Here is a 21,643-nt window from a genome sequence, read left to right on the forward strand (position 1 = left end):
CCGCATCCCACAGCGACACAACACGTTCTGAAAGAATCGAAAGAATCGTCATGGCTATCGTAGAAGTCAAAGTCCCCCAACTGTCCGAATCCGTGGCCGAAGCCACGATGCTCACCTGGAAGAAGAAGGCCGGCGAGGCCGTCGCCATCGATGAAATCCTGATCGAGATCGAGACCGACAAGGTGGTCCTCGAAGTGCCCGCGCCGGCCGCCGGCGTGCTGGCCGAGATTGTCCAGGGCGACGGCGCGACCGTCGTGGCCGACCAGGTCATCGCGAAGATCGACACCGAAGGCAAGGCCGGTGCCGCCGCTGCGCCCGCGCAGTCGGCTCCGACCGCTGCCGCCCAGGCGCCCGCCGTGGCCGCTGCCGCGGCCGACGCTGCCCCCGCAGGCGGCTCGAAGGGCGACGTGGCCATGCCCGCCGCCGCCAAGCTGCTGGCTGACAACAACCTGTCCGTCTCGGCCGTGTCCGGCACCGGCAAGGACGGCCGCGTGACCAAGGGCGACGTGCTGGCCGCCCTGGCCGGTGGCGCTGCCGCCAAGCCCGCTGCTGCCCCGAGCGCCATCCCCACGGGCGTGCCCACCAAGGCGCTGCCCCAGGTGGCATCGCCTGCCGCGCCGAACCTGGGCGACCGCCCCGAGCAGCGCGTACCCATGAGCCGCCTGCGCGCCCGCATCGCCGAGCGCCTGCTGCAGTCGCAGTCCACCAACGCCATCCTGACCACCTTCAACGAGGTGAACATGGCCCCGGTGATGGAACTGCGCAAGAAGTTCCAGGACAGCTTCACCAAGGAGCACGGCACCAAGCTGGGCTTCATGAGCTTCTTCGTGAAGGCCGCCGTGCACGCGCTCAAGAAGTTCCCGGTGCTGAACGCCTCGGTGGACGGCAACGACATCGTCTACCACGGCTACTTCGACATCGGCATCGCCGTCGGCTCGCCCCGTGGCCTGGTGGTGCCGATCCTGCGCAACGCCGACCAGATGAGCTTCGCCGACATCGAGAAGAAGATCGCCGAGTTCGGCAAGAAGGCCCAGGAAGGCAAGCTCGGCATCGAGGAGATGACCGGCGGCACGTTCTCGATCTCCAATGGCGGCACCTTCGGCTCGATGCTGTCCACCCCCATCATCAACCCGCCCCAGTCGGCCATTCTGGGCGTGCATGCCACCAAGGACCGCGCCGTGGTGGAAAACGGCCAGATCGTGGTGCGCCCGATGAACTACCTGGCGATGTCGTACGACCACCGCATCATCGACGGCCGTGAAGCCGTGCTGGGCCTGGTGGCGATGAAGGATGCGCTGGAAGATCCGGCCCGCCTGCTCTTCGATATTTGATGGACCAACCCCCTGAGGCGCTGTGCGCCTTCCCCCTTCTCTCGGACTGCTGCGCAATCCGGGAAGGGGGACACCGCCGGCGCTGCGGGGCGGCCCTTGCGCGGCGGTCGCTGGCCCGGGCCGCGCGCGCTCCAAGGGCTGGTGGCGGCAGTTGACGCCACAGCCATCCAAACACCTTGACTGACCCACATGTGTGGCTGGCCCATCAGCCAGCCGGCAGTGGGTCTGTCTCCAACTGACACAGTGAGAACGACATGAGCAAACAATTCGACGTCATCGTCATCGGCGGCGGCCCCGGCGGCTACATCGCCGCCATCCGCGCGGCCCAGCTGGGCTTCAACGTGGCCTGCATCGACGAGTGGAAGAACGAGAAGGGCGGCCCCGCACCGGGCGGCACCTGCACGAACGTGGGCTGCATCCCCTCCAAGGCGCTGCTGCAGTCCTCGGAGCATTTCGAGCATGCCACCAAGCATTTCGCCGAGCACGGCATCACCGCCACCGACGTGACGATCGACGTGGCGAAGATGATCGGCCGCAAGGACGCCGTCGTGAAGCAGAACAACGACGGCATCCTGTACCTGTTCAAGAAGAACAAGGTCAGCTTCTTCCATGGCCGCGGCTCCTTCGTGAAGGCCGCGGAGGGTGGCTACGAGATCCAGGTGGCCGGCGCCGCGCAGGAAACCCTGGTGGGCAAGCAGATCATCGTGGCCACGGGTTCCAACCCCCGCGCGCTGCCCGGCGTGCCCTTCGACGAAGAGAAGGTGCTCTCCAACGACGGCGCGCTGCGCATCGGTGCCACGCCGAAGAAGCTGGGGCTGATCGGCGCCGGCGTGATCGGCCTGGAGATGGGCTCCGTGTGGCGCCGCGTGGGTGCCGACGTGACGGTGCTCGAAGGCCTGCCCACGTTCCTGGGCGCGGTCGATGAGCAGATCGCCAAGGAAGCCAAGAAGGCCTTCGACAAGCAGGGCCTGAAGGTCGAGCTGGGCGTGAAGATCGGCGAAGTGAAGACGGGCGGCGACGGCGTGACCGTGGCCTACAGCGATGCCAAGGGCGAGGCCCGCGAACTGGCGGTGGACAAGCTCATCGTCTCCATCGGCCGCGTGCCCAACACCTTCGGCCTCAACCCCGAAGCCGTGGGCCTGAAGCTCGACGAGCGCGGCGCCATCGTGGTCGATGCCGACTGCAAGACCAACCTGCCCGGCGTGTGGGCGGTGGGCGATGTGGTGCGCGGCCCGATGCTGGCGCACAAGGCCGAGGAAGAGGGCGTGGCGGTGGCCGAGCGCATCGCGGGCCAGCATGGCCACGTGAACTTCAACACCATCCCCTGGGTCATCTACACCAGCCCCGAGATCGCCTGGGTGGGCCGCACCGAGCAGCAGCTCAAGGCCGACGGCGTGCAGTACAAGGCCGGCACCTTCCCGTTCCTGGCGAACGGCCGCGCCCGTGCGCTGGGCGACACGACCGGCATGGTCAAGTTCCTGGCCGATGCGGCCACGGACGAGATCCTGGGCGTGCACATCGTGGGCCCGATGGCCAGCGAGCTGATCTCCGAGGCCGTGGTGGCCATGGAGTTCAAGGCCAGCGCCGAGGACATCGCGCGCATCTGCCACGCCCATCCCTCGCTGTCCGAGGCGACCAAGGAAGCGGCCCTGGCCGTGGACAAGCGCACGCTCAACTTCTGATCGCGCGCCGATCGGGAGCGCGCTGCGCTCCCCCGGGCTGCCGGCGCACGCATCCGTGCGCCGGCAGCCGCCGTTTTTTCGTGTGGATGCGTGGGTCGATGATTGCGTGGGAGAGACGTCCGTGAACGTGAAGCAGGCGTATGAGGCCGAGCTGGCCGCCAAGGGGTTCCGCAGCGACCCGGCCCAGCTGCGCGCCGTCGAGGCGCTGCAGCGCTGCGCGGACGACTGGGCCGCCTACAAGGAAAAGCGCTCCAACGCGCTCAAGAAGCTCATCCACCGCCCCGAGGTGCCGCGCGGCGTGTACATGTACGGGGGCGTGGGCCGTGGCAAGAGCTTCCTGATGGACTGCTTCTTCAACGCCGTGCCGATCCGCCGCAAGGTGCGGCTGCATTTCCACGAATTCATGCGTGAGGTGCACCGCGAACTGGCGGGCCTGCAGGGAACCGTGAACCCGCTGGACGTGCTGGGCGAGCGCATCGCCAAGCGCTACAAGCTCATCTGCTTCGACGAATTCCACGTGGCCGACATCACGGACGCCATGATCCTGCACCGCCTGCTGGCGGCGCTGTTCGACAACGGCGTGGGCTTCGTCACCACCTCGAACTTCAAGCCCGACGACCTGTACCCGGGCGGCCTGCACCGCGACCGCATCCTGCCGGCTATCGACCTGCTCAACGAGAAGCTGGAGGTGGTGAACGTGGACAACGGCACCGACTACCGGCGCCGCACGCTGGAGCAGGTCCGGCTCTACCACTGCCCGCTGGGCCCGCAGGCCGAGGCCGAGATGGAGGCCGCCTTCGACCAGCTCGCCGAAAGCCGCGACGAGGACCCGGTGCTGCACATCGAGGCGCGCGAGATCCGCGCGCGCCGCAAGGCCGGCGGCGTGGTGTGGTTCGATTTCGACGTGCTGTGCGGCGGCCCGCGCTCGCAGAACGACTACCTGGAAATCGCGTCGCAGTTCCATACCGTGCTGCTGTCCAACGTGCCCTACATGCCCGTGGCGATGGCCTCCCCGGCCCGGCGCTTCACCTGGCTGGTGGACGTGCTCTACGACCGGCGCGTCAAGCTCATCCTGTCGGCCGCCGTGCCGCCCGAGCAGCTCTACACCGAGGGACCGCTCGCGCACGAGTTTCCCCGCACCGTGTCCCGGCTCAATGAAATGCAGTCCAAGGAATTCCTGGCCCTCGAGCGCCGGGTGGTGGACACGGGGCTGACCTGAAGTCGCCCGCAAAGGATTCCCGCATGCCGAACTCTTCCCCGTCTTCATTCCTCCGCCCCCTCGCCCTGGCAGTGGCCTGGGCTTTGCTGGCCGCGGCCGGTCCCGCGGTGGCCGCTGCCGCCCAGGACGAGTCCGAACAGGCCCGGTCCGCGTTCGAGGCGGCGCAAACGGCCAGGACCGCGGAGCGCAAGCGCATCCAGCAGGAGCGTGCCGCGCTCGAGGCGCGCAAGAAGAAGGAAGAGGCGGTCTGCTACCAGCGTTTTTCCGTGGAGTCCTGCCTGGAGACGGTGCGCTCCCAGGTACGTGATGCGGAGGCGGTGCTGCGCAAGCGGGAGGTGGAACTGAACAACGCGGAGCGGCGCGAGAAGGCCGCGCTGCGCGTGCAGTCCATCGAGCAGAAGCAGGCCGAGCAGCGGCAGAAGATCGAAAGCGGGGAGCGCCCCGCGCCCATGCGCGCCGAGTCACGCTCCCAGGCCCAGGCCGATGAGCGCGCACGGCGCGAGGAGGAAGCGCGCACCCGCGCGGCGCAGCAGCGCGCACGCGAGGAGTCCCACCGCAATACCGAGGCCGAGCGCGCCGCCTCGCAGCCGGCTCGCTCGGCCGAGGCGCGGGCGCGCTACGAGGCCAAGCAGCAGGCCGCACGCGAGCGCCGGGAAAAGCGCGAGCGCGCCAATGCCGAAGCGGCGGCCTCGGGCCGCAAACCGGCGGCCCCCTTGCCGGAGCCGGCCGATCCCGCTCCCCAGCCTGCGCCAACCGGTTCCGCGCCGGCCCGCTGACCTGGGGGAGGGCGGGGGACGGGCGGCACTCCCGGCTGCCCGCCGGCATGCGCCCGGCCCAGCTCAGCGCCGGGCGGGCGGGGGCCGGACGCCTCCCGGTGCGGCGGCTTCCACGAGCGCCTCGATCTTCACGATGGCGAGCGACAGGTTGTCGCCGCCTCCGCGTGCGCGGCTGCGCGCCTTCTCGATGAGGAATTCTGTCGCTTCCCGCGGGGTGAGCGAGTCCACGACGGATCCGAGTTCCGCGGGCGAGAAGTAGTGCCACACCCCGTCGCTGCAGGCCATCAGCGTGTCGCCGGGCACCAGCTGCGCGATGGTGTGGATGGCCACGGGCGGGTCGCTCTCGGTGCCCAGGCACCCCACCAGGATGTTGGAGTGCGGATGGGTGTTGGCCTCGGCCTCGGTGATCTCGCCGCGGTCCACCAGCGCCTGGACGTAGGAGTGGTCGCTGGTGCGGTGGATGAGCTGCGAGCCCCGGAAGTGATAGATGCGCGAGTCGCCCGCATGCGCCCAGTAGCAGTCGCCGCGGGGATGGATGAGGAAGGCCGCCACGGTACTGTGGGGCTCCTGCTCCGCGGAAATGGCCGTGAGGCGGATCACGATGTGCGCCTCTTCCACCATGTGCCGGAGCATGGCAACCGGATCGTCGCCGTCGGGCGCATAGCGCTCGAAGAGCTGGCGCGCGGTCATCATGACCTGGTCGGAGGCCTTGCGCCCCCCGCTGCGGCCTCCCATGCCGTCGGCCACCACGCCGAGCACGCAGCCGTTGTGCCGGGGGTGCGCGATCAGCGCCACCTGGTCCTGCTGGTAGTCGCGGTCGCCCTTGTGGATACCGGTCGACGCAGTGAGACGAAACGGTTTGGTCATGGCGGTATCGGAAGGGGCGGGAAAAAGGCGGCGGTGGGCAGGGAAGCGGGCCGGGAGCGGGCCGCATGCGGCCGGGAGCCCTATTATCGAGGGATGGACCGTGTTTTCTGTGAACTGTCTCGCGCCTGCGGCGTCGCGCGGGGCCGCGGTTGAGCGCCGGGGCTGAACACCCCGGCACGCTCCTGCAGGCGGTGTCGGCCGCTTTCGCGGAAGACGGGCCGCTGGCGATCGCGCAGGCGCGCTTCCAGCCGCGGGCGGGGCAGGCGGCCATGGCCGCGGCCGTCGCGGAAACCATCGACCGGGGCGGGGCGCTGGTCGTGGAAGCCGGCACGGGCGTCGGGAAGACCTTCGCCTACCTGGTGCCGGCGCTGCTCAGCGGGGAGCGCGTGCTGATTTCCACCGCCACCAAGGCGCTGCAGGACCAGCTCCACAGCCGCGATCTGCCCCGGCTGCTGCAGGCGCTGGCATTGACCGCGCGCACGGCCCTGCTCAAGGGGCGCGGCAGCTATCTGTGCCTGCACCGGCTGGGCATCGCGCGCCAGCATCCTTCGGCGGCCGACACGGCCGTGGCCCGCGTGCTCGCGCGCGCGGAGGTGTGGGCGCACGCCACCGCCACCGGTGATCTCGCGGAACTGCCGGGCTGGGACGAACGGTCGGCCGCGACGCCGCTGTTCACCTCCACCCGAGACAACTGCCTGGGCTCGTCCTGCCCGCGCTTTCGCGAATGCCATGTGTACCAGGCCCGGCGCGAGGCGATGGCGGCCGACGTGGTGGTCATCAACCACCATCTCTTCTTCGCGGACCACGCCATCCGCGGCTCGGGCGTGGCGGAACTGCTGCCCAGCGTGCGCGTGGTGGTGTTCGACGAGGCCCACCAGCTCAACGAGACGGGCGTGCAGTTCATGGGCACGCAGATGGGTTCCTCGCACTGGCTGGATCTTGCGCGCGACGTGCTGGCCGCTGGGCTGCAGTTCGCACGGGGCCTGGCGGACTGGCAGGGTGCCGCCGCCGCGCTGGAGCGGGCCGCGCGCGACTGGCGCATGGCCGCGGGAGCGCGCGCACCGGGAACGCGCTTGCGCTGGTCGGGGCCGGTACCCGACGGCGTGGAGCGTGCGGCCTGGGACGATGCCCTCGGCCGGTTGTCGGCCGCGGCGCGCGAGGCGCTGGCGGCGCTCGACACGGTCAGCGAGATCGCACCCGACTTCGTGCGGCTGCATGAGCGCTGCGTGGAACTGATGGAGCGGCTCGCCCTGTTCCTGGACCCGGCCCCGCCGGATGCGGTGCGCTGGGTGGAGGCCGGGCAGCACCAGGTGCGCGCCTGTCTGGTGCCCCTGGACATCGCGCAGCCGCTGCGCAGGCTGTGGTTTCCGCACGAGGAGGCCGCAGGGCCGTCCGCCGCGGCCGCCGATGCCGGCGACGGCGACGGCGACGGGCCCGCCCCTGGTTTGTCGCACGACCTGCCCTGGAGCGACGAAGGTGGCGACCCCGATCCGTGGGCAGCAGCGCCCGTCCACGGCTCCGCGCTGCCGGCCCCAGGCGCTGCGGCGCTCCCCGGTGCGGGCTCCGGCGAGGGGGGAGGGCGCCCGCGTGCCTGGGTGTTCACCTCGGCCACGCTGGGCGACGATGCCTCGCTGAAATGGTTCACGGCGGCCTGCGGGCTGGAGGGCGCGCGCGTGCTGCAGGTGCCCAGCCCCTTCGACTACGCCGCCCAGGCGGCGGTCTACGTGCCGCGCCAGCTGCCTTCCCCGTCCGATCCGGGCCACGGGGCCGCGGTGGCGCGCTGGGCGGGCGATGCTGCACGCGTGCTGGGCGGGCGCACGCTGGTGCTGACGACTACATTGAAGGCTCTGCGCACGATCGGCGACGCGCTGCGGGAGCGCTTTCCCGACGGTTCCGGCATCGAGGTGCTGGTGCAGGGCGACTGGCCCAAGCGCCGGCTGATGGAGCGCTTCCGCGAGGCCGATGCCGGCGGGGACCGCCCGGGCTGCGTGCTGGTGGCGTCCGCCTCGTTCTGGGAAGGCTTCGACGTGCCCGGCGATGCGCTGCAGCTGGTGGTGATCGACAAGCTGCCGTTCCCGCCGCCCGGCGACCCGGTGGTCGAGGCGCGATCGCAGCGCCTGGAGCAGGAAGGAAAGAGTGCCTTCCGGCATTTCGCGCTGCCGGACGCGGCCATCGCGCTCAAGCAGGGTGCCGGGCGGCTGATCCGCAACGAGCAGGACCGGGGCCTGCTGGCGGTCGCCGATGCCCGGCTGGTGACCATGGGCTACGGCAAGCGGCTGCTGGCCGCGCTGCCGCCCATGCGCCGGATTCAGGACGAGGCGGAGTGGGACGAGGCGCTGCGCGGCCTGGCGGCCGTCACCAGACCTTCCACCACGGCTCTTCCTTCGCCTTGAAGCCGTTGCGCATGTATTCGCTCTGCGGGTAGGAGGCTGCCATCACGCGCTGGGCATCGTCGCGCAGCTGGGTCATGCCGAGCGCGTCGTAGGACTTGATGAGGATGTAGAGCGCTTCCTCGAGCGCGGGCACGTCCTTGTAGTCGGCCAGGGCGATCTGCGCGCGGTTGATGGCGGCCACGTAGGCGCCGCGCTGGTAGTAGTAGCGGGCCACGTGGACCTCGTACTGCGCCAGCGAGTTGACGATGTACGTCATGCGCTGCTGCGCGTCGCGCGCGTAGCGCGAATCGGGGAAGCGGGTGACGAGCTCGCGGAAGGATTCGAACGAATCCTTGGCGGCCTTCTGGTCGCGCTCGGAGAGATCCTGGCGCGACAGCCAGGAGAACAGCCCGAGGTTGTCGTTGAAGTTGACCAGCCCCTTCAGGTAGAGCGCGTAGTCGTAGGCCGGGCTCGCGGGGTGCAGCTTCATGAAGCGGTCGAGCGTGGCGATCGCCTGGGCTTTCTCGCCGCCCTTGTACTGGGCGTAGGCTTTTTCCAGCTGGGCCTGCTGCGCGAGCGGGGTGCCGGCGGCGCGGCCCTCGAGCTTCTCGAACAGCGGGACGGCCTTGTCGTAGGAGTTGCTGTTGAGCTCGTCCCGCGCCTCGGAATAGATGCGGTTGGGGCTCCAGCCCGCGGTCTTGTCTTCGGTGGTGCTGGAGCAGCCCGCGAGCACGCCTGCGGCAAGCAGGGCGGTCAAGAGCGGCAGGGAAAAACGCGGCATGGCAGCGGCTTTCTGACAATCGGTGAAGGGAGTCCGGCGCACGCCCGGCGCGGTGCGGCGGGCTGCGGACAACGGGCCATTGTACCGGCCGGGCAGCACCCCGCCGCCGGCCCGGGATGGGGCGGATTCCTACAATAGCCCCCATGTTTGTCCATTTGCGCCTGCACACCGAGTTTTCCGTCGTCGACGGCACCGCCCGCATCGACGAAGTGGCCAAGGCGGCCTCGAAAGACGGCCAGCCCGCCCTCGCGATCACCGATCTCCACAATCTTTTCGGCGCCATCAAGTTCTACAAGGAAGCCCGCGGCAAGGGCGTCAAGCCCGTGCTGGGCGCGGAAGTCAGCATCGAGCCCGAGACCGCCGGCAACCCGCCCGGCCGCATCCTCCTGCTGGCCCAGGGCCGGCAGGGCTACCTGAACCTCTGCGAACTGCTCGCCCGCGCCTGGACGCGCAACGTCGTGAAGAACGTGCCGCTGTGCACCTGGGAATGGCTGGAAGAGCTGGGCGGCGACCTGATCGCCCTCTCCGGCGCCCACACCGGCCCGGTGGGCCAGGCGTTCACCCGCGGCGACGACGAAGGCGCCTCCCGTGCCGCACTGCGCCTGGCCGGGCTGTTCCCGCACCGCTTCTACCTGGAACTGCAGCGCGCCGGCCGCCCGGAGGACGAGGCCCAGGTGGTGGCCGCCGTGCAGCTGGCCGCGCGCCTGCAGCTGCCCGTGGTGGCCACCCACCCCACGCAGTTCCTGACGGCCGACGACTACGAGGCCCACGAGGCCCGGGTCTGCATCGCCGAGGGCGAGATCCTCGCCAACCCGCGCCGGGTGCGCCGCTTCACCCGCGAGCAGTACTTCAAGTCGAGCGCCCAGATGGAGGCCCTCTTCGCCGACGTGCCGACGGCCATCGCCAACACGCTGGAGATCGCCAGGCGCTGCAGCCTGACGCTGGTGCTCGGCAAGCCGCGCCTGCCGGACTTCCCCACGCCCAACGGCATGCCGATCGACGAGTATTTCCGCTACGCCTCGTTCGAAGGGCTGGAGGAGCGCCTCGCGCACCTCTTCCGCAACGAGGCCGAGCGCGAGAAGCAGCGCCCGCGCTACGTGGAGCGGCTGGAGTTCGAGCTGAACACCATCCTGAAGATGGGGTTCCCGGGCTACTTCCTCATCGTGGGTGACTTCATCCAGTGGGCCAAGGAAAACGGCTGCCCGGTGGGCCCGGGCCGGGGCTCCGGCGCCGGCTCGCTCGTGGCCTATGCGCTCAAGATCACCGACCTGGATCCGCTGCAGTACAACCTGCTGTTCGAGCGCTTCCTGAACCCGGAGCGGGTGTCCATGCCCGACTTCGACATCGATTTCTGCCAGTCCAACCGCGACCGGGTGATCGATTACGTGAAGGACAAGTACGGCAAGAACGCCGTGAGCCAGATCGCCACCTTCGGCACCATGGCGGCCAAGGCCGCCATCCGCGACGTGGGCCGTGTCATGGACATGAGCTACACCTTCTGCGACGGCATCTCCAAGCTGGTGCCCGGCAAGCCCGGCATGTCCTACACGCTGGCCTATCCGCCCGAGGTGAAGAAGGAAGGCGACAAGAACAACTACGCGCTGGAGCTGGAGCCCATGCTCTACGAGCGCGTGCGCAAGGAAGAGGACGTCAAGACCGTCATCGAGATGGCACAGAAGCTCGAGGGCATGACCCGCAACATCGGCATGCACGCCGGGGGCGTGCTGATCGCGCCGGGCAAGCTCACCGATTTCTGCCCGCTCTACCAGCAGCCCGGCAGCGAGTCGGCCGTGAGCCAGTACGACAAGGACGACGTGGAGGCCATCGGCCTCGTGAAGTTCGACTTCCTGGGCCTGGCCACGCTGACGATCCTGGAGATCGCACGCGAGTTCATCATGAAGCGCCACAAGGGGCAGGAGAACTTCGCGTTCGAGAACATCCCGCTCGACGATGCGCCGACCTACCGGCTGTTCTCCGAAGGCAAGACCGAAGCCGTGTTCCAGTTCGAATCCCGCGGCATGCAGGGCATGCTGAAGGAGGCGCGCCCGAGCCGGCTGGAAGACCTGATCGCCCTGAACGCGCTCTACCGCCCGGGCCCGATGGACCTGATCCCCACCTTCGTGAACCGCAAGCACGGCAAGGAGCCGGTGGAATATCCCCACCCGCTGGTCGAGCCCGTGCTGGCCGAGACCTACGGGATCATGGTGTACCAGGAGCAGGTGATGCAGACCGCCCAGGTGCTGGGCGGCTACAGCCTGGGCGGCGCCGACATGCTGCGCCGGGCCATGGGCAAGAAGAAGGCCGAGGAGATGGCCGAGCACCGCGAGATCTTCCGCAAGGGCGCGGCCGAGAAGGGCATCGGCCAGGACAAGGCCGACGAGGTGTTCGACCTGATGGAGAAGTTCGCGGGCTACGGCTTCAACAAGTCGCACGCCGCCGCCTACTCCCTGCTGGCCTACCACACCGGCTGGCTCAAGGTGCACTACACGGCCGAGTTCTTCTGCGCCAACATGACGGTGGAAATGGACGACACCGACAAGCTGAAGGTGCTGTACGAAGACGCCATGAAGATGGGGCTGACCTTCGAGCCGCCGGACGTGAACCGCGGCATGTACCGCTTCGAGCCGGTGACGGACAAGGTGATCCGCTACGGGCTGGGCGCCGTCAAGGGCACCGGCCAGCAGGCGATCGAGGCGATCATCGCCGCGCGCGAGGGCCGCGGCGTGGGCCCGCGCGGCGAAACGAAGGGACCTTTCGCCAGCCTGTTCGACTTCTGCGCGCGGGTGGACCGCACCCGCCTGAACAAGCGCACGCTGGAGGCGCTGATCAAGGCAGGCGCGTTCGACGCCATCGAGATGAACCGCGCGTCGCTCGTGGCGTCGATCGACCGGGCCTTCGACTTCGCCAATTCCCTGATCGCCAACGCCAACCAGGGCGGCCTGTTCGACATGATGGGCGACGACTCGCACGGCTCCAGCACCCAGGATCCGGCCCTCGTGGAGATGCTGCCCTGGGGCGTGAAGGAGCGGCTCACCCAGGAAAAGACCGCCGTCGGCTTCTACCTGTCGGGCCACCTGTTCGACGAGGTGGAAAAAGAGGTCCGCCGCTTCATCCGCACTCCTATCGAGGAATTGGCAGACAGCCGGGAGCCGCAGATCATGGCGGGCATCGTGAGCGACTTCCGGGTGATCAACGGGCAGCGGGGCCGCCTGGCGCTGTTCAAGCTGGATGACAAGTCCGCCATGATCGAGGCCTCGGCCGACGAGAACGTGATCAATGCCCACCGCGACCTGCTCAAGGAGGACGAATTCGTGGTGTTGCTGGGGCGCCTGCAGCTCGACCATTTCAGCGGCGGCCTGCGCGTCAAGGTGATGCAGGGCTGGGACCTTGCCAGCGCGCGGGCCAAGTTCGGCCGCTACCTGCAGGTGGCGGTGGGCGACTGCGCGCCGGACGTGCAGCGCCTGGTGCGCGAGTTCCCCCCGAAGCGTCAGGAGACGCCCGAGGGCGAGGTGCTGGTGCATGGCCTGCGGGTGCGCATGGGCGTGCGCTGCCGCTCCGAGGGGCAGGAGGCGGTGGCCGAACTGCAGCTCGGGGAGGGCAGCCGGTTCTTCCCCTCGGACGCGGCCCTGGCTGCATGGAGCGCGGAGGCCGGCAGCGGGGCGGTGAACGTCGTGTACGACGCCGGCTGAGATGGCTGGCGGGCACGTTCCACGGTGCGGGCTTGAAATCCCGGCGGGCGCCGGCAAATGGAACGGCGCGTCTCCCTCCGGCGGATTCCCGCCCATGCCGCGCGGCATGCGAAACCGTGTCGCAAGACCGGAATTTGCACCCCCGCAATGGGCTTTTTCGCTCTGGGGCAAACTGTCCCGGACGCTCTAGAATGGTCCGCATGGCAACTAAACCACCTTCCATGACCCCGACGCCTCCCACGGGAGTGCCGTCGCGGGACGATGGCGGCTCGGTCGTGCTCGAGAGGCGCACGCAAAGGACCCAGCCGCCCCAGATGTACCAGGTGGTGATGCTGAACGACGACTACACGCCCATGGAGTTCGTGATCGTCGTGCTGCAGGAGTTCTTCGGCAAGGACCGCGAAGCGGCCACGCAGATCATGCTCAAGATCCACCTGGACGGCAAAGGCGTATGTGGTGTGTATTCGCGCGACGTCGCCGCCACCAAGGTCGAACAGGTGCGCGAAGCCGCGCACAAGGCGGGCCACCCGCTGCAATGCCTGAGCGAGCCGGTTGAATAACCGGTCCCGGGTCCCGATCTACCGTTATCCCTTCCCCGCAAGCACAAAGGAGTTCACATGATTGCCCAGGAACTGGAAGTCAGCTTGCACATGGCCTTTGTCGAGGCCCGCCAGCAGCGCCACGAGTTCATCACCGTGGAGCATCTGTTGCTTGCACTGCTTGATAACCCGAGCGCAGCCGAGGTGCTGCGCGCATGCTCGGCCAACGTCGAGGACCTTCGCTCGTCGCTGGCCAATTTCATCAAGGACAACACGCCTCAGGTGGCAGGCACCGACGAGGTGGACACGCAGCCCACGCTGGGATTCCAGCGGGTGATCCAGCGCGCCATCATGCACGTGCAGTCCACCGGCAACGGCAAGAAGGAAGTGACCGGCGCGAACGTGTTGGTCGCGATCTTCGGCGAGAAGGATTCGCACGCCGTCTATTACCTGCACCAGCAGGGCGTGACCCGCCTGGACGTGGTCAACTTCATCGCCCACGGCATCAAGAAGGGCGAGCCGCCGGAGCCCGCGAAGGCCGAGAACCCCTCGGAAGCCGAAGAGGGGGCTGGCGGCGAACGCAGCGAGAAGGCCTCGCCGCTGGAGCAGTACACGCAGAACCTGAACGTCGCCGCCAAGGAGGGCAAGATCGATCCGCTGATCGGCCGCCACTACGAGGTGGAGCGCACGATCCAGATCCTCTGCCGCCGCCGCAAGAACAACCCGCTGCTGGTGGGCGAGGCCGGCGTGGGCAAGACGGCGATCGCCGAGGGCCTGGCCTGGCGCATCACCCAGAACGACGTGCCCGAGATCCTGGCCGAGGCCTCGGTCTATTCGCTGGACATGGGCGCGCTGCTGGCCGGCACCAAGTACCGCGGCGATTTCGAGCAGCGCCTGAAGGGCGTGCTCAAGTCGCTCAAGGACAAGCCGAACGCGATCCTGTTCATCGACGAGATCCACACGCTGATCGGTGCGGGCGCTGCCTCGGGCGGCACGCTGGACGCGTCCAACCTGCTCAAGCCGGCGCTCTCCAGCGGCCAGCTCAAGTGCATCGGCGCGACCACCTTCACCGAGTACCGCGGCATCTTCGAGAAGGACGCGGCCCTGTCGCGGCGCTTCCAGAAGGTCGACGTGGTCGAGCCGACCGTGGCCGAGACGGTGGACATCCTCAAGGGCCTCAAGAGCCGCTTCGAGGAACACCACAGCGTGAAATACGCCACCGCGGCCCTGCAGGCGGCGGCGGAGCTGTCGGCCAAGTACATCAACGACCGGCACCTGCCCGACAAGGCCATCGACGTGATCGACGAGGCCGGCGCGGCCCAGCGCATCCTGGTGGCCAGCAAGCGCAAGAAGACCATCGGCAAGGCCGAGATCGAGGAGATCGTGGCGAAGATCGCGCGCATCCCGCCCGCGAACGTCTCCAACGACGACCGCAGCAAGCTGCAGACCATCGAGCGTGACTTGAAGAGCGTGGTGTTCGGCCAGGACAAGGCGCTGGAAGTGCTCGCCTCCGCGGTCAAGATGGCGCGCTCGGGCCTGGGCAAGGGCGACAAGCCGATCGGCTCGTTCCTCTTCAGCGGCCCGACCGGCGTCGGCAAGACCGAAGCGGCCAAGCAGCTGGCCTACATCCTGGGCATCGAGCTGATCCGCTTCGACATGTCGGAGTACATGGAGCGCCACGCCGTGAGCCGCCTGATCGGCGCGCCCCCGGGCTACGTGGGCTTCGACCAGGGCGGCCTGCTGACCGAGGCCATCACGAAGAAGCCGCACGCGGTGCTGCTGCTCGACGAGATCGAGAAGGCGCACCCGGACATCTTCAACGTGCTGCTGCAGGTGATGGACCACGGCACGCTGACGGACAACAACGGACGCAAGGCCGACTTCCGCAACGTCATCATCATCATGACGACGAACGCGGGTGCCGAGACCATGAACAAGGCCACCATCGGGTTCACCAACCCGCGGCAGGCCGGCGACGAGATGGCCGACATCAAGCGCCTGTTCACGCCCGAGTTCCGCAACCGCCTGGACGCGATCGTCAACTTCAAGGCGCTGGACGAGCAGATCATCCTGCGCGTGGTGGACAAGTTCCTGCTGCAGCTGGAGACCCAGCTCGCCGAGAAGAAGGTGGAAGTCACCTTCACCGACGCGCTGCGCAAGCACCTGGCGAAGAAGGGCTTCGATCCGCTGATGGGCGCGCGCCCGATGCAGCGCTTGATCCAGGACACCATCCGCCGCGCGCTGGCCGACGAACTGCTGTTCGGACGCCTGACCGAAGGTGGCCGCCTGACGGTGGACATCGAGGTCAAGACCGACGAGAAGGGTGTGGAAACGCCCGATGTGCTGCTGGACATCCAGCCGCTGCCGAAGAAGGACCGCTCGGCCAAGTCCGAGCCCGCGGAACCCGAAGAGGCGACCGCAGACTGACGGTCCCCCGCCCGCCATGCGCCGGTGCCCCGCGGCACCGCGCCGAGCCCGCAGTCCCGACAGGGGCTCGCGGGCTTTTTCCTTGGCGGGTGGCCTGGCGGTCCGTCAGAGCGGTGGCGCCGCCGCGGGGGCCGCCATGGACTCCCGCCGGAAGAAGGCGACGACGGCCGCGTTGAAGCTGTCGTGGAACGCGGTGCGGTCGAAGCCGGGGCCATCCCGGCAGATCTCTGGCGCCTGGCGTGCCATGCCGTCGGAGCAGGGTGCAAGGAAGGCGAAGTGCGCCGCACCGCGGGCCACGTGCCATTCGGGCGCCGTGGGCAGGCCGTCGCGGACGGCCCTCACGCTCTCCGGCGTGACACCGTCGCCTCCTAGTTCGGAGGCCCAGAGCTGCAGGGAGATGCGCACGTTCCGCAGCCCCCGCGCGTTGAACACGCTCAGTGGATCCACGACCACGGCGGCCCGTATCCTCGGGTCGGGCGGGGTGGCGGGCGGCACGGCGCCGCTGGCGATCTCGCGGCACAGCGGCAAGGGCGAGCCTGCCGGGCACAGGTCGCGCCGCAGCGCCCAGTCCGGCTGGGCGCCGGCCACGGCCAGCGCCGTGTAGCCGCCGCGCGAGAAGCCGAAGATGCCCACCCACTGCGGTGCCAGCGCCGCGCGGCCCGGCCAGCGGCCCAGCATGTAGTCCACGAGGCGGCGCATGTCTTGCGGCCGGGTGGTGAAGGCCGAAAGCTTTGCCTGCCGGCTCAGGTCCTGGAAGTTGTCGCCGGGATGGTGGACCGCCGCCACGACGAATCCTGCGTCGGCGAGCGCCTGCGCCGTGTCGTGGTGGCCCAGCGCGGAGCCGCCGGTGCCGTGCGACATGACGACCAGCGGCAGGTGCGAGCCCGCCACGGGGCAATCACGCACCCCCTGCAGCACCAGGGGCGGCAGCGCGATGGGTGCGGCCGGCGTGGCGCAGGGTGACCAGACGGCCCCCCGCAGTGCGGGGCCCTGCGCATCGGCAGGTACATCGATGAAGGCAAGGCCCGCGGCATGGCCGTCGGGAGCGAGCACGGCGCAGAGGCTGGCCAGCAGCGCGGGGAGCAGTCTTTTCATGGGGTTGCCGGGGTAGGGCGCACCGGAACGAGCAGGTCGGTGCGCAGTTCTGCGGAGGCCGCGTTGCGCGGCGAGTTCAGGTAATGCTCCAGCGCGGGCCGGTCATCGGGCTCGTAGCCGCTGGCCGGCAGCCAGCGGGCGTAGAGCGCATCGAACGCCGCGTTGATGCGGGTGTAGGGCCCGGCCAGGCGGTGGCAGGCGTACAGGCCCGCCGGAATGTCGATCCGTTCGATGTCCGGATGCATGGCGTGGGCCAGCACCTCTGCCGGAGCCGCCGCGGCGTGATAGCACAGCCCGGAGCCGGGGTCCCCGGCATCCTCCTGGCACATGCCCAGCCACACCGTGCCGGGGAGTTCGCCGATCAGCCGGCGCAGTCGCCGATGCGTGTGGGGAATCGTGGCGGCGGGGCCGCGGTGGCGCAGGGCGAGCACCTGTTGCGCGGGCTGCTCGATGAGCCGCACGGCGGTCGCAGGGCGGCTGGCGGCAAGCCGCTCCTCGGGGGCGTCCGGTGCGAGGTGCTGCATGGCGGCCTGGAAGGCGCTGGGCGCCTGCCCGCTGAACTGGCTGAAGGCCCGCGAGAACGCCTGGGGGCTCTCGTAGCCGGAGGCCAGCGCGATCTCGGTCACGCTCAGCATGCCTTCCTGCAGCAGGCTGGCCGCGTGGGCCAGGCGCACGCGCCGCACCGTCATGGCCACGCTTTCGCCCGTGACCCCCGCATAGAGGCGGTGGAAGTGCCAGGGCGAGAAATGGGCCAGGGCGGCCAGGTCCTCGAGACGGTGCGTTGACAGCGGGTGCGCCACGATGTGCGCCACCACGCGCGCGACCCGCGCCCTGTATCGGGCCTCCGCCCGGCTTGTCTTCATGGGCGCATTCTGCCGGCCGGCGGTCCGCGGTGCTTAGCCGGGTTTGCGCAAATCACCCGGTGGCGACGGCGCCGCGGTCGGGGCACCGATCGATCGCGGGCCGTGCCGGCATCAGGGCGCCTGCAGTTGCTGCAGCAGCTCCAGCGTCGGGTATCCATCGGCCACCTGCCCGATGCTCAGCTGGAAGCGGCGCAGGCCAGCGCGCGTGGCGGGACCCATCACGCCGTCGGCGGTGCCGGCCGCGAAGCCGCGGGCGTTGAGGGCGTTCTGCAGGTCGCGGGTCTGGGTGCGCGTCAGCGGCTGCAGGTCGCGGGGCCACGGGGCCGTGACGCCGGGGCCACCGGCGATCTGGCGCGCGAGCAGGCCCACGCCCAGGGCGTAGTTGGTGGAGTTGTTGTAACGCAGGATCACCCGGAAATTCGGCCCCACCATGAAGGCCGGCCCGCGGGCGCCTGCAGGCACGAGGATGGAGGCACCGTCCAGCGCGGGCAGGGGCTGGCCATCGATGGCCTGCACGCCCTCGGCCGCCCACTGGGTGGACGGGTGGCGCACGGCGAGTTCCGCGCGCTCGTAGTCGAAGCCCGGCGGCAGGCGCACTTCCACGCCCCAGGGCTGGCCGGGCTGCCAGCCCATGCGCGACAGGAAGTTGGCGGTGGACGCAGCGACGTCCGGGACGCTGCCCCAGATGTCCCGGTGGCCGTCGCCGTCGGCATCCACTGCATAGCCCAGGAACACGGACGGCAGGAACTGGGTGTGGCCCATGGCGCCGGCCCAGGAGCAGATCATGCGGTCGGCGGCGATGTCGCCCTGGTCGATGATGCGCAGAGCGGCCAGCAGCTCGCCGCGCGCCCAGTCGCGGCGGCGGCCCTCGTAGGCCAGCGTGGCGAGCGCATCCACGGTGCGGAAGCTGCCGAAGTTCGAGCCGTAGTTGCTCTCCATGCCCCAGATGGCGGTGATGACCTCGGCAGGCACGCCGTAGCGCGCTGCGGCGGAGTCCAGGGCGGCACGCTGCTCGGCCAGCACATCGCGGCCACGCTGGATGCGCGTGGGCGACACGGCGCTGTCCAGGTAGGCCCAGGGCGTGCGCGTGAACTCGGGCTGGGAGCGATCGAGCTCGATCACCTGGGGCAGCCACTGTGCGCCGTCCAGTGCGGCGGCGACCGTCTCCGGCCGGATGCCGGCCTGCAGTGCTTCCTGGCGGAAGCCTGCGATCCACTGCGCGAAGCCGGCCTGTTCGGCCTCGGCGGAAAGCGGGGCGGCATCGGCCGGCGGCGCGGCGGGCTGCTGGGCGGGGGCGGGCGTGGCGGCCTGCGTGCCCGGCGCAGGTACGGCTGGCGGTGCCGGGTTGGCTGGGGGCGGTGCGGCCTGCGCCGGGGGAGCGGAAGGAGCGGCGGCGCAGCCGGCCAGCAGGGCGCAGAGCAGGCCCGCCCCGGCGGCGGGCCACCACGGCCTGGCGGGCGCGGCGTGGACGCGGAAGGACGGACGGAGGGCGGAGGCGGGCGTCGTGTTTCTTCGTTGCATGCCCCATTGTCCACGCGCCGCAGCGGTGCCGGCATACTTGCGGGCTGGAGTTTTACGCGCCGCTGCGCTTCACCGATCCATGCACACGTTTTTCTGGCACGACTACGAGACCTTCGGCGCGGACCCGCGGCGCGACCGCCCCGCGCAGTTCGCGGGCATCCGCACGGACGCGGACCTGAACGAGATCGGCGAGCCGGTGATGATCTACTGCCGCCCGGCGCCGGACTACCTGCCCGATCCGGAGTCGTGCCTGCTCACCGGCATCACGCCGCAGCTGTGCCTGGAGCGCGGCCTGCCGGAGCACGAATTCGCCGCGCGCATCGAGGCGGAGCTGGCCCGGCCCGGCACCATCGGCGTGGGCTACAACACGATCCGCTTCGACGACGAGATCACGCGCTTCATGTTCTGGCGCAACCTGATCGACCCCTATGCGCGGGAATGGCAGAACGAATGCGGCCGCTGGGACCTGCTGGACGTGGTGCGGCTGACCTACGCGCTGCGCCCCGACGGCATCGAGTGGCCGCGCAAGGATGACGGCTCTCCCAGCCTGAAGCTCGAGCACCTGTCGCGCGCCAACGGCCTGCTGCACGAGGCCGCGCACGATGCGCTGTCGGACGTGCGTGCCACGATCGCGCTGGCGCGGCTGATCCGCGAGCGCCAGCCGCGGCTGTTCGATTTCGCGCTCGGCCTGCGCCGCAAGGACCGCGTGGCCGCGGAACTGCGCCTGCCGGCCACGGCCGATACCGCGCGCCCCTTCCTGCACGTGTCGGGCATGTTCCCGGCGGACCGGGGCTGCCTGGGTATCCTGTGGCCACTGGCCAGCCATCCGACCAACCGCAACGAGCTGATCGCGTGGGACCTGGCGCACGACCCGTCCGAACTGGCCGGCCTGGACGCCGCGCGCATCCGCGAGCGGCTCTTCACGCGCACCGCAGACTTGCCCGAGGGCGTGGTGCGGCTGCCGGTCAAGAGCGTACACCTGAACAAGTCCCCCATGGTGGTGGGCAACGTCAACACCCTCACACCGGCCATGGCGCAGCGCTGGGGCATCGACATGGAGCGTGCCGCCGCCCATGCCGAGATCGCGCGGGCGCTGCCGGACATGAGCGCGATCTGGTCGGAGGTGTTCGCGCGGCCCAAGGAAGGGCCGGCCGACGTGGACCAGGACCTGTACGGCGGCTTCGTCGGCAACGAGGACCGGCGGCGGCTGCAGCGGCTGCGTGCGCTGCCGCCGCAGGAACTGGCGCTCGCCCGGCCAGGCTTCGATGACGAGCGCCTGGAAGAGCTGGCCTGGCGCTTCCGCGCACGCAATTTCCCCGAGACGCTGGACGAGGCGGACCGCGAGCGCTGGGAGGCCCTGCGCGTGGCGCGCCTCATGGAAGGCGAGGGCGGCGGTTTGACGTTCGACGCGCTCTTTGCGCGGCTGGACACGCTGGGCGAAACGGCCGACGAGCGTGGGGAGGCGATCCTGGGAGCGCTGTACGAATATGCGGAAAGCATCGCTCCCGATTTCTGACGGGCCCGTGCCTCTGCCGGCCTCTGCCGGCGGGTTGGATGCCCTGCTGGCCTGGGCGCGCGCCTGCCCGCGGCTTTTCGTGCTCACCGGCGCAGGCTGCAGCACGGCGTCCGGCATTCCCGACTACCGCGACGAGGGCGGCGCCTGGAAGCGCTCTCCGCCGGTCACATACCAGGCCTTCATGGGCGACGAGGCGGTGCGCCGGCGCTACTGGGCGCGCAGCATGATCGGCTGGCGCGTCATGGGCGGCGCCGTGCCCGGGGCCGCGCACCATGCCCTGGCCGCGCTGGAGGCGATGGGCCGCGTGGAGATGCTGCTCACGCAGAACGTGGACGGCCTGCACACGGCGGCGGGGCAGCAGCGGGTGATCGACCTGCACGGGCGCATCGACACCGTGCGCTGCATGGCCTGCGAAGCGCGCATGCCGCGTGCTGAACTGCAATCCTGGCTGGAGGCCCGCAACCCGGCCTGGGCGGCGCTGGAGGCGGCCGCCGCGCCGGACGGCGACGCCGACCTGGACGGCCGCGACTTTTCCGCGTTCGAATTGCCTGCCTGTCCCCATTGCGGCGGCGGCCCGCTGAAGCCGGACGTGGTGTTCTTCGGCGAAAGCGTGCCGCGCGAACGCGTGGAGGCTGCGCGGGCGGCGCTGGCCCGGTCCGACGGACTGCTCGTGGCGGGATCGTCCCTGATGGTGTATTCGGGTTTCCGCTTCGTGCAGGCGGCCGCGGACGCCGGGCTGCCGGTGGCGGCCGTCAACCGGGGCGTGACGCGCGCCGACGGGTTGATCGCGGTCAAGGTCGAGGACGACGTGGGCCGGGCGCTGCAGGCCCTGGCGCAGGCGCTCGCACCGGCCGCAGGGGTGCCGCCGGCCGCATGACCCGGTGGCACGGGCGGGTTTGCGCGACGGCGCCCGCCGATGGTGCTATGGTGGCCGGATAACGCCCGGGCCGCGCCGACAGCGCGAG

Annotated in this window: 15 protein-coding genes; 10 read left to right on the forward strand and 5 right to left on the reverse strand. The window is 69.9% G+C overall.

Features of this window, described 5'->3' with window-relative positions:
• Nucleotides 1–50: 50 nt before the first annotated feature.
• The 4 genes from odhB to T336_RS0117710 all read left to right on the forward strand — a co-directional run bounded on the left by odhB (nt 51) and on the right by T336_RS0117710 (nt 5,008).
• Nucleotides 51–1,331 carry a 2-oxoglutarate dehydrogenase complex dihydrolipoyllysine-residue succinyltransferase gene (gene odhB / locus T336_RS0117695; protein WP_026433552.1) on the forward strand — a complete coding sequence of 427 codons (1,281 nt, stop codon included), beginning with the start codon at nt 51–53 and terminating at the stop codon, nt 1,329–1,331.
• Nucleotides 1,332–1,585: 254 nt separating this feature from the next.
• The gene (gene lpdA, locus T336_RS0117700) at nt 1,586–3,013 is read left to right on the forward strand and encodes a dihydrolipoyl dehydrogenase (RefSeq protein WP_026433553.1); all 1,428 of its coding nucleotides are present in this window, start codon (nt 1,586–1,588) and stop codon (nt 3,011–3,013) included.
• A gap of 121 nt (nt 3,014–3,134) precedes the next feature.
• A complete protein-coding gene (zapE, locus tag T336_RS0117705) occupies nt 3,135–4,232 on the forward strand; it encodes a cell division protein ZapE (RefSeq protein ID WP_026433554.1) in 1,098 nt (365 codons plus the stop codon).
• Nucleotides 4,233–4,255: 23 nt separating this feature from the next.
• On the forward strand, nt 4,256–5,008 hold the full coding sequence (locus T336_RS0117710; protein ID WP_026433555.1) for a hypothetical protein: 753 nt from the start codon (nt 4,256–4,258) through the stop codon (nt 5,006–5,008).
• 63 nt (nt 5,009–5,071) lie between these two features.
• Here T336_RS0117710 and T336_RS0117715 read toward each other — a convergent pair whose 3' ends face one another.
• Nucleotides 5,072–5,875, reverse strand: a complete 804-nt coding sequence (locus T336_RS0117715; RefSeq protein ID WP_019703159.1) for a PP2C family protein-serine/threonine phosphatase — start codon at nt 5,873–5,875, stop codon at nt 5,072–5,074.
• A 149-nt stretch (nt 5,876–6,024) separates the two neighbouring features.
• Here T336_RS0117715 and T336_RS0117720 point away from each other — a divergent pair, with 149 nt between their 5' ends.
• Nucleotides 6,025–8,268 (forward strand): ATP-dependent DNA helicase, encoded by a 2,244-nt coding sequence (locus T336_RS0117720; RefSeq protein ID WP_051647301.1) that lies wholly within the window; start codon nt 6,025–6,027, stop codon nt 8,266–8,268.
• Here the strand turns inward: T336_RS0117720 and T336_RS0117725 are convergent.
• Nucleotides 8,231–9,028 (reverse strand): outer membrane protein assembly factor BamD, encoded by a 798-nt coding sequence (locus T336_RS0117725; RefSeq protein WP_019700348.1) that lies wholly within the window; start codon nt 9,026–9,028, stop codon nt 8,231–8,233. The genes T336_RS0117720 and T336_RS0117725 overlap by 38 nt on opposite strands.
• Nucleotides 9,029–9,171: 143 nt before the next feature.
• Here T336_RS0117725 and dnaE point away from each other — a divergent pair, with 143 nt between their 5' ends.
• The 3 genes from dnaE to clpA all read left to right on the forward strand — a co-directional run bounded on the left by dnaE (nt 9,172) and on the right by clpA (nt 15,683).
• Nucleotides 9,172–12,717, forward strand: coding sequence for a DNA polymerase III subunit alpha (gene dnaE / locus T336_RS0117730; protein ID WP_026433557.1), 3,546 nt, complete (start codon nt 9,172–9,174; stop codon nt 12,715–12,717).
• A gap of 200 nt (nt 12,718–12,917) precedes the next feature.
• On the forward strand, nt 12,918–13,277 hold the full coding sequence (clpS, locus tag T336_RS0117735; protein ID WP_404821595.1) for an ATP-dependent Clp protease adapter ClpS: 360 nt from the start codon (nt 12,918–12,920) through the stop codon (nt 13,275–13,277).
• Between the two features lie 57 nt (nt 13,278–13,334).
• Nucleotides 13,335–15,683, forward strand: a complete 2,349-nt coding sequence (gene clpA / locus T336_RS0117740; RefSeq protein ID WP_013594441.1) for an ATP-dependent Clp protease ATP-binding subunit ClpA — start codon at nt 13,335–13,337, stop codon at nt 15,681–15,683.
• A 105-nt stretch (nt 15,684–15,788) separates the two neighbouring features.
• Here the strand turns inward: clpA and T336_RS0117745 are convergent, their stop codons facing one another.
• The 3 genes from T336_RS0117745 to T336_RS0117755 form a co-directional block, all read right to left on the reverse strand.
• Nucleotides 15,789–16,778, reverse strand: a complete 990-nt coding sequence (locus tag T336_RS0117745) for an alpha/beta hydrolase family protein (protein WP_026433559.1) — start codon at nt 16,776–16,778, stop codon at nt 15,789–15,791.
• Entirely contained in the window at nt 16,775–17,641 is an 867-nt protein-coding gene (locus tag T336_RS0117750; protein ID WP_026433560.1) for an AraC family transcriptional regulator, read from the reverse strand. Before T336_RS0117750 ends, T336_RS0117745 begins: the two co-directional genes overlap by 4 nt.
• Nucleotides 17,642–17,752: 111 nt before the next feature.
• Nucleotides 17,753–19,162: a lytic murein transglycosylase gene (locus T336_RS0117755; RefSeq protein WP_026433561.1), complete on the reverse strand. Its 1,410-nt coding sequence runs from the start codon at nt 19,160–19,162 to the stop codon at nt 17,753–17,755.
• Between the two features lie 79 nt (nt 19,163–19,241).
• Between T336_RS0117755 and sbcB the strand changes: the two genes are divergently transcribed.
• Both sbcB and T336_RS0117765 read left to right on the forward strand, forming a co-directional pair.
• A complete protein-coding gene (gene sbcB, locus T336_RS0117760; protein WP_026433562.1) occupies nt 19,242–20,678 on the forward strand; it encodes an exodeoxyribonuclease I in 1,437 nt (478 codons plus the stop codon).
• The gene (locus T336_RS0117765) at nt 20,650–21,555 is read left to right on the forward strand and encodes an NAD-dependent protein deacetylase (protein ID WP_035226444.1); all 906 of its coding nucleotides are present in this window, start codon (nt 20,650–20,652) and stop codon (nt 21,553–21,555) included. Before sbcB ends, T336_RS0117765 begins: the two co-directional genes overlap by 29 nt.
• Nucleotides 21,556–21,643: the final 88 nt, after the last annotated feature.

It is taken from the genome of Paracidovorax oryzae ATCC 19882 (assembly GCF_000687165.1).
Lineage (GTDB): Bacteria > Pseudomonadota > Gammaproteobacteria > Burkholderiales > Burkholderiaceae_C > Paracidovorax > Paracidovorax oryzae.